The organism is Pseudomaricurvus sp. (assembly GCF_965662505.1).
In the GTDB taxonomy this organism is placed as follows: Bacteria; Pseudomonadota; Gammaproteobacteria; order Pseudomonadales; family Cellvibrionaceae; genus Pseudomaricurvus.
On sequence record NZ_CBFIHX010000092.1, the window covers coordinates 1 to 14,022 of the forward strand.

General features: G+C 52.8%; 13 protein-coding genes. 7 read left to right on the forward strand and 6 right to left on the reverse strand.

All coding sequences use genetic code 11. The annotated features are described in order from the left end of the window. A partial coding sequence (locus ACTG33_RS12475; protein WP_439135551.1) for an ABC-F family ATPase occupies positions 1–1,254 on the forward strand: 1,254 nt, incomplete at its 5' end. Positions 1,255–1,330: 76 nt separating this feature from the next. Here ACTG33_RS12475 and ACTG33_RS12480 read toward each other — a convergent pair. Together ACTG33_RS12480 and hmpA are read right to left on the reverse strand one after the other, a co-directional pair. After that, positions 1,331–1,702: a VOC family protein gene (locus ACTG33_RS12480; RefSeq protein WP_439135552.1), complete on the reverse strand. Its 372-nt coding sequence runs from the start codon at positions 1,700–1,702 to the stop codon at positions 1,331–1,333. A gap of 130 nt (positions 1,703–1,832) precedes the next feature. After that, positions 1,833–3,017: an NO-inducible flavohemoprotein gene (gene hmpA / locus ACTG33_RS12485; protein ID WP_439135553.1), complete on the reverse strand. Its 1,185-nt coding sequence runs from the start codon at positions 3,015–3,017 to the stop codon at positions 1,833–1,835. Positions 3,018–3,173: 156 nt separating this feature from the next. On the opposite strand from hmpA, the gene norR reads away from it, so the two are divergent. After that, positions 3,174–4,721 (forward strand): nitric oxide reductase transcriptional regulator NorR, encoded by a 1,548-nt coding sequence (gene norR / locus ACTG33_RS12490; RefSeq protein ID WP_439135554.1) that lies wholly within the window; start codon positions 3,174–3,176, stop codon positions 4,719–4,721. Between the two features lie 35 nt (positions 4,722–4,756). Here the strand turns inward: norR and ACTG33_RS12495 are convergent, their stop codons facing one another. Continuing rightward, positions 4,757–5,233: an FKBP-type peptidyl-prolyl cis-trans isomerase gene (locus tag ACTG33_RS12495; protein WP_439135555.1), complete on the reverse strand. Its 477-nt coding sequence runs from the start codon at positions 5,231–5,233 to the stop codon at positions 4,757–4,759. Between the two features lie 131 nt (positions 5,234–5,364). Here ACTG33_RS12495 and ACTG33_RS12500 point away from each other — a divergent pair, with 131 nt between their 5' ends. Continuing rightward, positions 5,365–6,009, forward strand: a complete 645-nt coding sequence (locus ACTG33_RS12500) for a glutathione S-transferase (RefSeq protein ID WP_439135556.1) — start codon at positions 5,365–5,367, stop codon at positions 6,007–6,009. A gap of 28 nt (positions 6,010–6,037) precedes the next feature. Here ACTG33_RS12500 and ACTG33_RS12505 read toward each other — a convergent pair whose 3' ends face one another. Next, complete coding sequence (locus ACTG33_RS12505) at positions 6,038–6,631, reverse strand: GDYXXLXY domain-containing protein (protein ID WP_439135557.1); 594 nt, start codon at positions 6,629–6,631, stop codon at positions 6,038–6,040. Beyond that, positions 6,628–7,938 carry a DUF2157 domain-containing protein gene (locus ACTG33_RS12510; protein ID WP_439135558.1) on the reverse strand — a complete coding sequence of 437 codons (1,311 nt, stop codon included), beginning with the start codon at positions 7,936–7,938 and terminating at the stop codon, positions 6,628–6,630. Before ACTG33_RS12510 ends, ACTG33_RS12505 begins: the two co-directional genes overlap by 4 nt. Before the next feature lie 219 nt (positions 7,939–8,157). On the opposite strand from ACTG33_RS12510, the gene ACTG33_RS12515 reads away from it, so the two are divergent. From ACTG33_RS12515 to ACTG33_RS12530, 4 genes are all read left to right on the forward strand, one after another. Further along, a complete protein-coding gene (locus tag ACTG33_RS12515; RefSeq protein ID WP_439135559.1) occupies positions 8,158–9,336 on the forward strand; it encodes a helix-turn-helix domain-containing protein in 1,179 nt (392 codons plus the stop codon). A gap of 188 nt (positions 9,337–9,524) precedes the next feature. Next, entirely contained in the window at positions 9,525–11,894 is a 2,370-nt protein-coding gene (locus ACTG33_RS12520) for a TonB-dependent receptor (protein WP_439135560.1), read from the forward strand. Positions 11,895–11,926: 32 nt separating this feature from the next. Beyond that, entirely contained in the window at positions 11,927–13,228 is a 1,302-nt protein-coding gene (locus tag ACTG33_RS12525) for an amidohydrolase (RefSeq protein ID WP_439135561.1), read from the forward strand. 229 nt (positions 13,229–13,457) lie between these two features. Then, a complete protein-coding gene (locus tag ACTG33_RS12530; protein WP_439135562.1) occupies positions 13,458–13,601 on the forward strand; it encodes a hypothetical protein in 144 nt (47 codons plus the stop codon). A gap of 13 nt (positions 13,602–13,614) precedes the next feature. On the opposite strand, the gene ACTG33_RS12535 is transcribed toward ACTG33_RS12530, so the two are convergent. Further along, positions 13,615–14,022, reverse strand: a 408-nt coding sequence (locus tag ACTG33_RS12535) for a GGDEF domain-containing protein (RefSeq protein WP_439135563.1), incomplete at its 5' end; no start/stop codon positions are given.

A 14,022-nucleotide genomic window follows, 5' to 3' on the forward strand; every position in this document is an offset into this window, starting at 1 on the left:
ATGAAAGTCGCCGATCTGGAAGTGCAGTTTGCGGAAATGGACGGTTACAGCGCCGAAAGTCGCGCCGGTGAAATCTTGCTGGGTGCCGGTATCGACGAAGCCCTGCACTTTGGCCCCATGAGCGAAGTAGCCCCTGGCTGGAAACTGCGGGTACTGCTGGCACAGGCGCTGTTCTCCGATCCGGATATTCTGTTGCTGGACGAACCGACGAACAACCTGGACATCGACACCATCCGCTGGCTGGAAGGCGTACTCAATGATCGCAAAAGCACCATGATCATCATTTCGCACGACCGTCACTTCCTGAATTCGGTCTGCACCCACATGGCCGACATCGATTACGGTGAACTGCGTATCTACCCCGGCAACTACGACGACTTCATGACCGCTTCCACCCAGGCTCGTGAACGCCTGCAAAATGAAAACGCCAAAAAGAAAGCCCAGATTGCCGAACTGCAACAGTTTGTCAGCCGCTTCTCGGCCAACGCCTCCAAGGCCAAGCAGGCGACATCGCGCGCCAAGCAAATCGATAAGATTAAACTGGATGACATCAAACCATCCAGCCGAGTCAGCCCGTACATCCGCTTCAATCAGGAAAAGAAACTGCACCGTCAGGCTGTGATCCTGGAAAATCTGGAAAAAGGTTTTGAAGAAGGCCCGCTGTTCAAAAATGGCAATCTGATTATCGAAGCGGGAACTCGCCTCGCAGTCATCGGTGAAAATGGTGTCGGTAAAACCACTTTTTTGCGTTGCCTGATGAATGAATTGTCCCCGACCAACGGCACCATTCAATGGGCGGAGAACGCCACGCTGGGTTACTGCCCGCAGGACAGCACCAGCGATTTCGACTGTGAGTTGAACCTGTTTGACTGGATGAGCCAGTGGCAGAAACCCAACCACGATGATCAGATCGTGCGTGCCACCCTCGGCCGCCTGCTATTCTCCTCCAATGACTTCGAGAAGAAAGTGAAAGTCTGTTCCGGTGGTGAGAAAAACCGTCTGCTGTTCGGCAAATTGATGATGCAGGACACCAATGTGATGATCATGGACGAGCCTACCAACCACCTGGACATGGAATCCATTGAAGCGTTGAACCTGGCTTTGGAAAACTACGAAGGCACGCTGATCTTTGTCAGCCACGACCGGGAGTTTGTTTCGTCACTGGCTAACCGTATTATCGAAATCAAGGATCACACCCTGAATGACTGGCAGGGCACCTACGACGAGTATCTGGCCAGTCAGGAAGAGGCATAACAATTTCCTTTCTGCCAGATCGAAAAAAACCGGCTTATGCCGGTTTTTTTTATGCTCTGAATTCAGTTAACACCTGTTAACCAAACACAAAAAACGCAATCTTGTTGCCATCCGGATCGCGGAAATAAGCACCGTAAAACATATCGGGAATACGCTGACCCGGCTCACCATCACAAGTAGCACCCAACTCAATCGCTTTGTGATACAGCTTGTCCACTTGCTCTTTGGATTCGGCAGTCAACGCCACCATGCTGCCGTTACCAGCGCTAGGGGCTTCCTCGTTATGAGGGATACACACAGAAATCATGGGTTCTGCCATAGACTTGCCGATCATCGCGATGCGGCCGCCATCAAACTGAACCTTTGCGCCAAAGTCCGCCAGCAGCTCGCTGTAAAAAGCTTTGGCCTTTTCCATATCGCTGACGCCTAATGTTACATATCCGATCATTTCTTTTCTCCGGTTATTATTTAAGCGCTGTGCCTGAACCTCTGTACGACAGCGCCCACGGATAATAACAATCCCGCAGCCAAATGCACCACGAGATTTGAAAAGATGAGTTTACGATGAAATCAATGACTCAACTGGCTTCATTCAGATCCTGCAAGGGACCAAAGAACTCATAGCGCACTTGCTGTGGAGGAATGCCCAACTCTTTTGTCAGCCCATTCACCGCTTGCATAAACGGTTTCGGGCCTAAAAAGTAGAAATCCACATTACGATCTTCCGGCAACCGGTCTTCCAGTACAGAGCGGTTAATAAAACCTGAATAGTGCGGCTGATCGCTGACCAGAGGCTTTTCATAGACATAACAGGCTTTCAGGTTCTGATGCTCCTCCGCCAGCTGATCCACCTGCTCTTTAAACGCGTGATGGCTGCCATTGATAGCGCCGTGGATAAAATGAATGTCCCGCCCGCTCGCAACAGCAGTGTTCAGCATACTGACCGCAGGGGTAATACCGACGCCTCCGGTGACCAAAAACAATGGACGCCGACTGTCCTGTAACACAAAATCACCACAGGGAGCCGTGACTCGCAGCTCACTGCCAACACTGACCTGCTGGTGCAGATAATTAGACACCAAACCACCCTCTTCGCGCTTCACACTGATGCGCAATTGTTGCTTACCTGGCGCATCGGACAAGCTGTAATTGCGACGTACAGTCTGACCATCGATATTCAAAATCAAGGTAATGTATTGTCCGGCACTGAAGTCGATCAGCTCACTGCTGTCCAGCGGCTGCAAGTAGAAAGAGGTGATGACATCGCTCTCCTGAACCTTGTCGACCACCTTAAACGCTTTGTCGCCTACCCAGCCACCGGAGCGCTGACCGTTAGCCTCATAAATGGAAGCCTCTACACCGATCAGAATATCCGCCAATTGCTGGTAGGCCGCCCCCCAGGCATCGGCCACCTCTTCGGTCACCGCCTCACCCAGTACTTCACCAATGGCAGCCATCAAACACTCGCCCACGATAGGGTAATGCTCTGGCTGAATCCCCAGCGAGCAATGTTTCTGCGCAATCAGACTGACCGCATCACCCAGCACATCAAGGCGCTCAATATTTTTCGCATAGGCCACCACCGCGTTAGCCAAAGCCTGACGCTGCGCGCCCTGAGCTTGATGGGTCTCATTAAAATAAGCTTTCACCTCAGGATAGCGCTCAAACATCAGCGGATAAAAGCAGTCAGTAATCTCACGCGCATGCGCGCCAACCACAGGAACCGTGGCGTTGATAATGGCGATTTGTTCGTTGGTTAACATAGCCCTTCCTTTGCATTTTGGATGTAAACACAAGGGTATTTACAATATCTGTGCCAGCTTTATCCTACTGATTTCAGTAGCTTACACGTAAAACGTGTCATTTTGACCACAAAATAAACGTTGTCATAAAGACGTCAACGATGTAATTATGACTTCATGACTACAAAACATTATCTCGGCGTAATTGAAGACTTGGCGATCCAACTACCCAGCCAGGAACGCTACCAGCGATTACTGCACGCGATCCGTCAGGCCATCCCCTGTGACGCAATCGCCCTGCTGAAACTCAACCGCGACAGCCTGGAGCCATTGGCTTTTCAGGGCTTATCTCCGGAAACCCTTGGCCGGCGATTCAAAATCGGCCAACATCCACGACTGGATCAAATACTCTCCAGCCATCATCTGGTGCGTTTCGACACCGATTCGTCTCTGCCAGACCCCTATGACGGATTGATCGACACCCCTGATCACGAACTGCACGTGCACGACTGCATGGGCATCTCTATTCACATCAACAATCAACCTTGGGGCGTCATCACTCTGGACGCCCTGCGTCCCGGCCAGTTCGATGATGTCGATCCGCAGCAGCAACAAGCAGCCATCGCTCTAACCCGCTCAGTCATCACGGCTGTGGAACGGATTAATCTGCTGGAACAACAGCTGAGCCACGGCCACGACGTCACCGCCGAACTGAACCGTGACCAAGGCGGTAAAGAAGTGATCGGCAACAGCCCGGCCATCACCCAATTGCTGAAAGACATTGATACCGTGGCGCCTACGCCACTGACGGTATTGATTCAGGGAGAAACTGGCGTCGGCAAGGAAAACATTGCCCACCGGCTGCACTTACAGTCAAATCGCGTCAATCAGCCGCTGGTGCAAATTAACTGTGCAGCCCTGCCTGAGGCCTTGGCAGAAGCTGAATTGTTTGGCCATACCAAAGGCGCCTTTACCGGTGCAGACAGTGAACGCAGCGGACGTTTTGAGCTAGCGGATGGCGGCACCCTGTTTCTCGATGAAATTGGCGAGCTGCCTTTACCCACCCAAGCTAAATTGTTGCGCGCTCTTCAGGAAGGTGAAATACAGCGGGCAGGCAGCGACCATCCCATCCAAGTGGATGTGCGTATCATTGCAGCAACCAATCGGGACTTAAAAGAAGAAGTGAAAGCGGGACGTTTTCGCGCGGACTTGTACCACCGGATCAGCGTATACCCAGTAACGGTGCCACCACTGCGAGAACGTGGAAATGATGTCCTGATGCTGGCAGAGTTTTTTCTGGAACGAGATCAACACCGCCTCAACCTGCGCAAACTGACTCTGGATCGAACCGCCAAGCGTGCATTGATGGCTCACACCTGGCCCGGCAACGTCCGAGAACTGGAACACTTACTCAGCCGGGCGGCACTTAAAGCCAGCAGCCAACATTACCCAGGCTTCAAGAGTGGCAGCACTGCCAAGGCTATAGTCACCATCCAGCCAGCGCATCTGGGATTGGAACCCTCACTGACACCAGAAGTACAAGAGCTGCACACTCAACCGGCCCTGATACCCGAAAAGTCACTTAGAGAAGCCACAGAAGACTTTCAGCGAGACCAAATCTTGCAGGCTCTTGTGCGAACACAACGCAATGTGTCCGCCGCAGCGAGATTACTCAAAGTCGACCGGAGCAATCTGCTGCGCCTGATCAAAAGATTAGAAGTTTAACGACCAGTGTTTTCAAGCAGCCGCCGGTAAATCACTTACTTGATTTCCAACAACTCCACATCAAAAATCAGGGTTGAGCCGGGAGTGATGGAACGACCCGCCGCACGATTGCCATACGCCAAATCACTGGGGATAAACAGACGGACTTTTTCACCCACCGTCATCAACTGCAAACCTTCCTGCCAGCCCTTAATCACCTGCCGAACCCCAAATTCAATGGGCTGTCCACGGTCTACGGAACTGTCGAATACGGTACCGTCCAGCAAGGTGCCGTGATAGTGAACCTTGACGGTATCGCGATACCCCGGTTTTTCTGTACCGGCTCCCTCTTTCAGAACCAGGTACTGCAAGCCAGACTGGGTGGTGATCACGCCTTCTTTTGATTTATTCTCCTCAAGGAAAGCTTTGCCCTGTGCCAGATTTTCCCGCCATACATCTTTGCCAGCGGACACTCGCTGCACCACAAAGACTGCCAACATCACGACCAATACTGCCGCTATCACTTTAACCATCGTTCTCTCCCGTCGTTTGTCATCAAAAGCTTGTCATTAAAATCGCGGAAATACTAACCCAGAAACAGGTTCCGACCTAGCCTGTGATACCATATAGTCTCCACGAAATCCTCAGATTGAACAGTGCTCGCATGCCTCTAAAGCAGTCTTCACAACACCCTATCCTTTACTCTTTCCGCCGCTGCCCCTACGCCATGCGCGCCAGACTGGCCATCCATTACAGCGGTATAGAGATCGAGCACCGGGAAATTCTGCTGAAAAACAAACCCGCCGCCATGCTGGAAGCCTCCCCTAAAGGCACTGTCCCCGTGGTCGTCCTGCCTGACGGAACCGTCATCGATGAAAGCCGCGATGTGATGATGTGGGCGCTACAGCAGCATGATCCACAGATGTGGTATCACGGTCTGACAGAGGAACAGCAAGCTGGCATCAACGACTGGATTGATCGTAACGACAACGACTTCAAGCCGTGGCTGGACAAGTACAAATACTCCGTCGGCTATCCGGAGCATTCAGAAGCCTACTATCGCGAACAGTGCGAAACCTTTCTCAAGCAGCTGAACGAACAACTGTCGAAATCGGCCTACTTATTGGGTGAAGCCGAAAGTCTGGCCGACAACGCCATCTTTCCCTTTGTAAGGCAGTGCGCGTTTGTGAACAAAACCTGGTTTGATGCCGCCCCCTACCCCCATCTACAAAGCTGGCTCCAACAGTTTCTGGAATCGGCGCGCTTTGAGGACATCATGCACAAACACCCACTGTGGCAGGCAGACTGAGGCCTCCGCCCTCCTTTGCTGATCAGATTCAGTTCGTCTCGGAAGTCACTACATCCTCTAGTCGCACTGATCCACTCGACGACACTTTAAGCACGGCAACCCCACTGTCTCGCAACTCTCTTTCCAGAGCCAAAGCTTTTACCTTAGGTGCAAAGAAAGCCTCAATGCCGTATTTGATGTGATACACCGGTTGATCCCCGCCACTGTAATTCAATACACGACCGCGAAGATAAACGCCCTCATTTGGAGGCGTTAGCTGCACGCCGGAAAACTCATACAGGCCCTGCTCTCCCGGCTCTAGACTGACGTACACCACTTCCCCCTGACGCAATCGGGCACCGATCCGATCGTCGTTTTCAACCGACTGCTGATGCACGGAAAACCTTTCGGCATCAATGGTGGAAATCTCATATCGCAACCGAGCGTAGTTGCCTCGAAATAAAGAGCGGGGATCCACTGGAATGGTCTTGATTCGGATTTCAGTGCCGGTAATCAGCGGCAAGGCCGATAAACCATACATCGCCACCAGTACTACACCTTGGAACAGTGCTGCAACGATCAGCGCGATGATCACCTGCCGGGAACTTAAGCCATGAGATATCTGTGCAGACAAAGCCTTCATGATGAGATCTCCTGATGCTGATGCGCCCTTTTCCAATAGCGTGCGGCAGCCAAAAGCAGCACGGCAAACAGCATAAACAACAGTGCGCCGCCGACATAATCACCAATCAAGTCTACATAGCGCAGTAAGGCTGTCACCAGAATGGTGGCGACACCCAGAAAGAAATAGTGAGAAATACTGCTGTGAATGCCCCGAACGATCAACCACACACCGGTGCCAATCAACAGCAGATTATCGACCACCTGAAAAACAACGATGTGGGACTCCTGCCGAGACAACAACATCCCGATCAAAATGCCCCAGAAAGCCAACAGAAAAGCGATGACGGATAAGCGACTCTCTGACAGCCAGGCCAGCGCCAACGCTGCCAGAGACAACAACGTAATCACCACAAACATGCCAGGCAGATGTGCCCAATCGGCCTCCAGCAGATTCTCCCACGGATCGTTAAAGCTCATCACAACCAGAAACAGCAATCCAAACCGCAGACACCAGACTGACAACAAAGCGCCATAATCCTGTGCCCTGACAGATCCCTTCAACCCTGCCCAACGGCTGGCGGCATAGGCAAAAACAAACATGGCCACGCTGACGGCCACATGCTCAGCGGTAAATTCACAGCGCAATCCATCCCGCCAGATCTCCGCCAAGGTCAGCTCGAACCAGAAAAACAGACTCAGAATGACTGCAAAGAACAGCAACAGGCTCGGACGCCCACGCCACAGCACCAGACCTCCGCAAAGAATAAACAGAGGAAAGAGTGTTGGATAAAAACCCATGCTGGCTTCCAGAAAAAACCAGATCAGCGCCAACAGCAACGACTGCAACATCAACATCGAACTCTGCAACAGCACTGCTATCGGCAGACAGCCCAGCGCCCACCAGAACACTCCATCGGGCATATGCTCACCCAGGTGATAAATCTGGGCGATCAAGATGATTGAAGCACCGTAAAACAGATTGCCCAACAGAAACATACCGACCGAGGCTGACGCCCCTCCGGTCCTGTATTTCTGTATCGCAACCCCCTGAGTGGCCAGTGTCAGCGCAATCAGCCCCCACATTCGGACGGCGCGGGGAATGTCTTCCCAGTTCGCTCCCAAGACCGTAATCACCGCCAGCCCCACGAATAAATAACCCAGCCCAACCAGAACGTTGTAAGCCAGTGATCGATTTTGTGCCTGGTGATAATCCACCTGGTATTGATGGCAGATCTTCTCGGCCTGCGACTGAGTAATGATGTCCTTCTCAACCCAGTCAGCGGCCTCTTTGGCCAGATCATTTTTCAGCAGACGAATTAATCGCATAAGCATCCTTGAGTGCGCATCCTGTCGACAGGCTGCAGGAAATGGAGCTACTAATTCTAGTTAGCCCATAAAGAAAGGTCTACGTTAAACAGCCATCAGTCGTTTTACGGTCACGGTCAACAAGCATTACAGGCGTAAACCCCCATCAGACAACTGGCTTGCGCTCTACCCGCAGACCAGTAGAATGCGGCTCACGATTCAATTTGGGCCACCCCTCTGATGGAATTCAGTCTGCACATTTTTAGCCTGATCACTCTGTTTGGTATATCCACCGGACTGCTTCTCGCTCTACAGTTGTGGGTATTGCCCTGGGGAAACCAAAAAGCCAATCGACTGCTGAGCCTGCACCTTGCCAACTACATTGTGCTTGCCGTGACGTTTGTTCTGCACCTGGAACGCACAGATCGTCTGAGCGACTACCACGCTATCTTTTCCCTGCAACTGCTGGTCGGCCCCCTGTTTTATTTTTACGTCCAACGGTTAACGTATCCAGAGTTCCAATGGCGATGGTCACACCTCTGGCACTTGGCGCCCGCTCTATTGATGACTCTGCTGTGGCAATGGCAGCTGCCCTTGAACCCCGACAGCGTGCTAAAACAACCCTGCTTGCAGGCTAGCGACTGCGACCTACTCTACCGTAGCCGTTTTATCCATCGACTGGCCGCCTACATATCCATGACCCTCTATGCACTTGCCTCGCTGTGGATTCTGCGCCCCCATTTACAACGGGTAAAGGCGGCCTACTCAACCATTGAAGGGGTAACCCTCCATTGGTTGAAAATCCTGATCGGTTGCAAGTTGCTCACTCTGGTGATTGCTGTCGGCCTGGAAGTCCGGGCTTTGCATATCCACGACGAATGGACGCCCGCGTCCGTAATGTCCATGTCACCGCTGATCCTGACGTTACTGGTAGGCTGGTTCGGACTGCAGCAGCGCAAGATACAACTCAATGAATCCAGAGACCCAAGTGACTCATCTGCCAGCAATACGCCTCTACAGCAGATCCCTGCGAACGCAGAGAAAAAATACCTAACCAGCAGCCTGTCGGCAGATAAAGCTGAAGCCATCTGGCAACAATTGCGAGACACCATGGCACAACAGCAACCCTACCTGGAAACTGGCCTCAAGATTGCCGACCTGGCTCAATTGATGGATATTCCAAGTCACCACTTGTCGGAAGTGATCAACAGCTTTGCCGGACAAACCTTTTACGACTTTATCAATCACTACCGAGTCGATGAAGCCTCGCGACTGTTACAAGATCCCACGCAACGCCATCTGTCCGTAACCGACATCGGCTTGCAGGCCGGATTCAACTCCAACTCCACCTATTTTGCCCATTTCAAAAAGCGGCTCAAACAGACCCCGCGCCAGTATCGGCAACAGCACCAAGCCTGATTTTAGGTTCGGAGAAAAATATATAACCTACTGATAAACATAAAGATTTAAGTTCAACTTTATAAATCAGGACAAATTCCGAAAAAAAGTTTTTACGAGTTTGCAAACTCAGAAGCCAGGTTAGCGGACAGGGAACATAATGAGTTTTCCCTATAAAACCAATAACCGAAAAGGTGAGTTTGCATACCATGAGAACTACATCGAAAGCGATCAGATTTAGCCCTCTTTTCAGTACCGCCACACTGGCACTCGCCCTGAGTGCCACAGGCACCCAAGCCCAACAGCAGATGCTCGAAGAAGTGGTGGTCACAGCTCAGAAGCGTGAGCAGAGCCTGCAGGATATCCCACTAGCCATACAAGCCCTTAGTAGTGACGCCCTCAAACAAAATGGCATTGCAACTCTCAGCGACATCAGCAACATCTCCCCCGGAGTGAAAATCGCAGACTCCCAGGGTGCGTTCAGCTCTGCGGCCATTCGAGGCGTCAACAGTTTTGCCTTTGGCTTTGGCCTGGAGGAAAGCGTGCCCTTCTATCTGGACGGTGTTTATCTGGGTAATGGCAGCGGCATGCTCGGTGACTTGATGGATATCCAGCAGATTGAAGTACTAAAAGGCCCTCAAGGGACGCTGTTTGGTCGCAACGCCTCTGGCGGAGCCATCAATGTGCGCACCAACCGCCCCAATGAAGAATTTGAAGGTTCCCTTAAGGTCGGTGCAGGTAACTACGATCTGCGCACCACTCAGGGGGTTCTCAATGTGCCACTCATTGAAGACACCCTCTATCTTCGCGGCGGCGTCTCCAGTCGTGACCGTGACGGCTGGCAGACCAATGTCGCTACAGGTAAAGAGGACGGTTTCGCCCAGGATCGCTGGTCTGGCAACATCAAGGCTCTCTGGCTGGCCAGCGATACCGTGGAAGTGGAGCTCAGCAGTGACTGGTCCAATCAAAATGACCACACGGGTTACGAAAGCATCAATGCAGTCAGACCCACCGACACCTGGAATCTGGTCTACAGCCAGGCCAACCCAGAGTCTTTTTACGACGAGCGCAATAACGACTTTGCCAGTGGCGATGCCGGTTTTAGCATCATGCTGCCCGATGGCAGCGGTGGTTTTGTGGCCGTCCCCATCATTCCCGCTGAGGCGGTAGACCTTGGCCAAAAACGCAAGATTCGCGGCAGCGCCCTCAAGGTTACCTGGGACATCAGCCCAGCCATGAGCCTGACCTCCATTACCAGTTACCGTCAGACTGAGACTTATCAAGGAGTGGATGCCGACGGCTCGAATCTCGGCATCGTGCACTCCGAGACCACTGGCTCTACCGAGGAATACAATCAGGAGCTGCGCATCAACTTTACCGGCAACAACGTTGACTGGTTTGCAGGCCTCAATGCCTACCGTCAGGATCGAGATGCCCAATTTTTCGTATCAACCAGCTCTCTGGTAGCTCTGGGACAAATTGGAGCCGCCGGCTTGGGCACCAACATCAATGAAACCAGCGCAGGCTTTAACAAAACCGAAAGCTACGCCGTATTTGGCGATGCCACATGGCACGCTACCGAGCGGCTCAACCTTACGGCCGGCTTGCGCTACTCCTACGATGCCAAAAGCTATCGCATGCAAGACATGGACAACGACACGTTCAACGGCGGCGGCATTCTCTTCCCCAACGCCAACCAACTGGCCAGTGACGACATGCAGGCCCTGCATGACAACTGGAACAATCTGTCGGGTCGATTGGCTATGGACTACCAGCTGAATGACAACGTCATGTTCTACGCCAGCATCAGCCAGGGCTACAAGTCCGGCGGCTTCAACACCACGCTGACGATGGAAAATACCGGCGGTGGCTTTGTCACGCCGGAGCACGCCACAGAACCTTTTGATGAAGAGACGAATATCAACTACGAGATCGGTCTTAAATCCGACTGGCTGGACAATCGTCTGCGATTGAACTCCTCAATATTCCAGTACGTGTATCAGGATTTACAGATTCTCATGGGAGACTCTTCCTCCCCCGTCTCGCGAACCATCAACGCCTCGGAAGTGACAGGACGCGGCTGGGAAACCGATCTGACGTTTATGGCCAATGAAAACCTAAGCCTGTTCCTGAACCTGTCTCTGCTGGACGCCGAATACAGTGATGATGTATTTGATGCGCAAGGCACCCTGCGCTTCGAGAAAGGCAGCGAACGCCCATGGGCGCCAGAAGTGTCCGGGTTAATCGGCGTGGACTATCAAGCCCCACTGGCGGATCTCGGCACTCTGCGTGCAAATCTGACTTATAGTTATACGGGTGACCACTATCAACGCTCTCCCTCGATTACTGAAGACATTCCCGAATCCGCCAACGAACAGGAGGCCTATTCAGTGCTTAACGGGCGATTGAGCTTCTACACCAAAGACGAACACTGGGAGTTGGCCCTGTGGGGTAAAAACCTGCTGGATGAGCACTACCGCAGCTTCATTAATGGCTCCACGCTCTCTACCGGCGGGATATTGCAAACAGTCATCGGAGAACCCCGTACATTTGGCGTTGAAGCTATCTACAACTTCTAACATCCATCGCAACTAACACAGAGTATTTCGCTATGAAGAAAATCTGGATACAACTACTCGGTCTGGGACTGACGACAGCCTGTATAGGTTTCAACAGCCAGGCCGGTGAATGGTCTGAAGCGGCAATGGACGTCAACGACAAAGTCATCGCCTGGCGAAGGGACATTCATCAGCATCCGGAACTGAGTAATCGTGAGTTCCGCACAGCCAAACTGGTGGCCGATCACCTGAAAAAACTGGGGCTGGAAGTGAAAACCGAAGTCGCCCACACCGGCGTGGTAGGAATTTTGAAAGGTGGAAAGCCCGGACGCACGGTCGCTTTGCGTGCGGATATGGACGCTCTGCCGGTGACCGAGCAAGTAGACCTGCCCTTTGCCTCTAAAATCAAAACTGAGTATCGAGGGACAGAAGTGGGTGTGATGCACGCCTGTGGCCACGATGCACACACCGCTATCCTGATGGGCGTGGCAGAAGTATTGGCCTCACATCGCGATCAACTGGCGGGAACGGTTAAATTCATTTTCCAGCCCGCCGAAGAAGGCGCCCCCAAAGGTGAAGAAGGCGGCGCCGAACTGATGGTCAAACAGGGGGTTATTTCGGACGGCCCAAAACCAGAAGCCATTTTTGGCCTGCATGTGAGCCCCTTTCCGACGGGGTATATCGGCTATCGCCCCAAAGGTACCATGGCTGCTTCGGATGAATTTGAAATCGTCGTAAAGGGCAAACAGACCCACGGCTCATCGCCCTGGGCTGGCGTCGACCCCATCGTAGTGGCTGGCCAGATTGTCAACGCCATCCAGTTGATTCCGGCTCGCCAACTGGACATCACCCAGGCGCCAGCAGTGATTTCGACAGGAGCCATCAATGGCGGTATCCGCAACAACATCATTCCGGATAGCGTAACCATGATCGGCACCATCCGCACCTTCGACAGCGCCATGCAGGATGACCTGCACCATCGCCTGAAAGCCACAGCCAGCAATATTGCCGAAGCCTCTGGCGCCAGCGCCGAAGTTACTGTGGATCGCGGTTACCCGGTCACCTACAACGACCCAAGCCTGACTCAGTTCGCGGTCCCCTCTCTGCAAAAAGTGGTGGGCACCAAGCGCCTCGTGGAAATCAATCCGGTGATGGGGGCTGAGGACTTCTCGTTCTTTCAAAAAGAAATCCCCGGTGTGTTCTTCATGTTGGGCGTAAACAAGGCCGGTGTAGGCCCCGGCGAAGCAGCCATGAATCACTCGCCTTACTTTTACGTTAATGAAGACGCTCTCAAACTGGGCGTTGAAGCACTGACGACTCTGGCGGTGGATTACCTCAATGCCGAAAACCCATAAACGCCCCCCCAAGCCCGACTGCATCGACGGTTGGGTACCTGCTGAGCGCCGGGCAGGATCGGTATCTGGTCTAATGCGGCCTGTTCCAAGGCTACAAAATAGCTGCGCCAGCGTAACTGGCAACAGTTTCCGACCAGAACCGAAGATATCGAAAGAGGGGGGATTCTGAACCACGACCACCGAAGCACAACTGACGGACATCGAACGGGACACCGCGAGCCGTGACGGTATGGTATTGATCCCGGAGCCGTCCAAACAGGTGTTTATCGCCTATCGCGAACCGGAAGTGGCCGATGCAATGCGTATTTTATTGCAGGAAAAGCTGGTCTGGGGCACCACCGCTCCAGACCACATGGAGAGTTTTCCACTTTAGGCCGGCCCCGAGTTTAAAGCATCCGTATTCGATTGCGTCCAGCCGCCTTGGCATCGTACATCGCTTTGTCAGCCCGGTGCAGTATCGATTCGAGCGTATCGTCCGAGGCACATTCAGTCAGGCCAATGCTGAGAGTCAGCGCCACTGACTGTTTCAGCGCGGTAAACCCCTCATCGCGAACACTGTCCGCCACACGCTGTAACACCGCTTCGGCATTACCGGCCGACGTGTTGGGTAATACGGCCAGAAACTCCTCCCCTCCCCAACGACTGTAAGCATCTGACGCCCGCCCCAAACGCTGGGCTTTGCTGGCAAACAACTTCAATGCGGCATCGCCGGTTTGATGACCAAAGCTGTCGTTCAGAGACTTGAAGTGATCAAAATCCAAAATCGCGACCGACAAGGGTTGTCCGTAACGCTG

Coding starts and splice junctions, on each gene's coding strand:
- ACTG33_RS12480 (WP_439135552.1), bottom strand. CDS start 1,702: ATGATCGGATATGTAACATTAGGCGTCAGCGATATGGAAAAGGCCAAA.
- hmpA (WP_439135553.1), bottom strand. CDS start 3,017: ATGTTAACCAACGAACAAATCGCCATTATCAACGCCACGGTTCCTGTG.
- norR (WP_439135554.1), top strand. CDS start 3,174: ATGACTACAAAACATTATCTCGGCGTAATTGAAGACTTGGCGATCCAA.
- ACTG33_RS12495 (WP_439135555.1), bottom strand. CDS start 5,233: ATGGTTAAAGTGATAGCGGCAGTATTGGTCGTGATGTTGGCAGTCTTT.
- ACTG33_RS12500 (WP_439135556.1), top strand. CDS start 5,365: ATGCCTCTAAAGCAGTCTTCACAACACCCTATCCTTTACTCTTTCCGC.
- ACTG33_RS12505 (WP_439135557.1), bottom strand. CDS start 6,631: ATGAAGGCTTTGTCTGCACAGATATCTCATGGCTTAAGTTCCCGGCAG.
- ACTG33_RS12510 (WP_439135558.1), bottom strand. CDS start 7,938: ATGCGATTAATTCGTCTGCTGAAAAATGATCTGGCCAAAGAGGCCGCT.
- ACTG33_RS12515 (WP_439135559.1), top strand. CDS start 8,158: ATGGAATTCAGTCTGCACATTTTTAGCCTGATCACTCTGTTTGGTATA.
- ACTG33_RS12520 (WP_439135560.1), top strand. CDS start 9,525: ATGAGAACTACATCGAAAGCGATCAGATTTAGCCCTCTTTTCAGTACC.
- ACTG33_RS12525 (WP_439135561.1), top strand. CDS start 11,927: ATGAAGAAAATCTGGATACAACTACTCGGTCTGGGACTGACGACAGCC.
- ACTG33_RS12530 (WP_439135562.1), top strand. CDS start 13,458: ATGGTATTGATCCCGGAGCCGTCCAAACAGGTGTTTATCGCCTATCGC.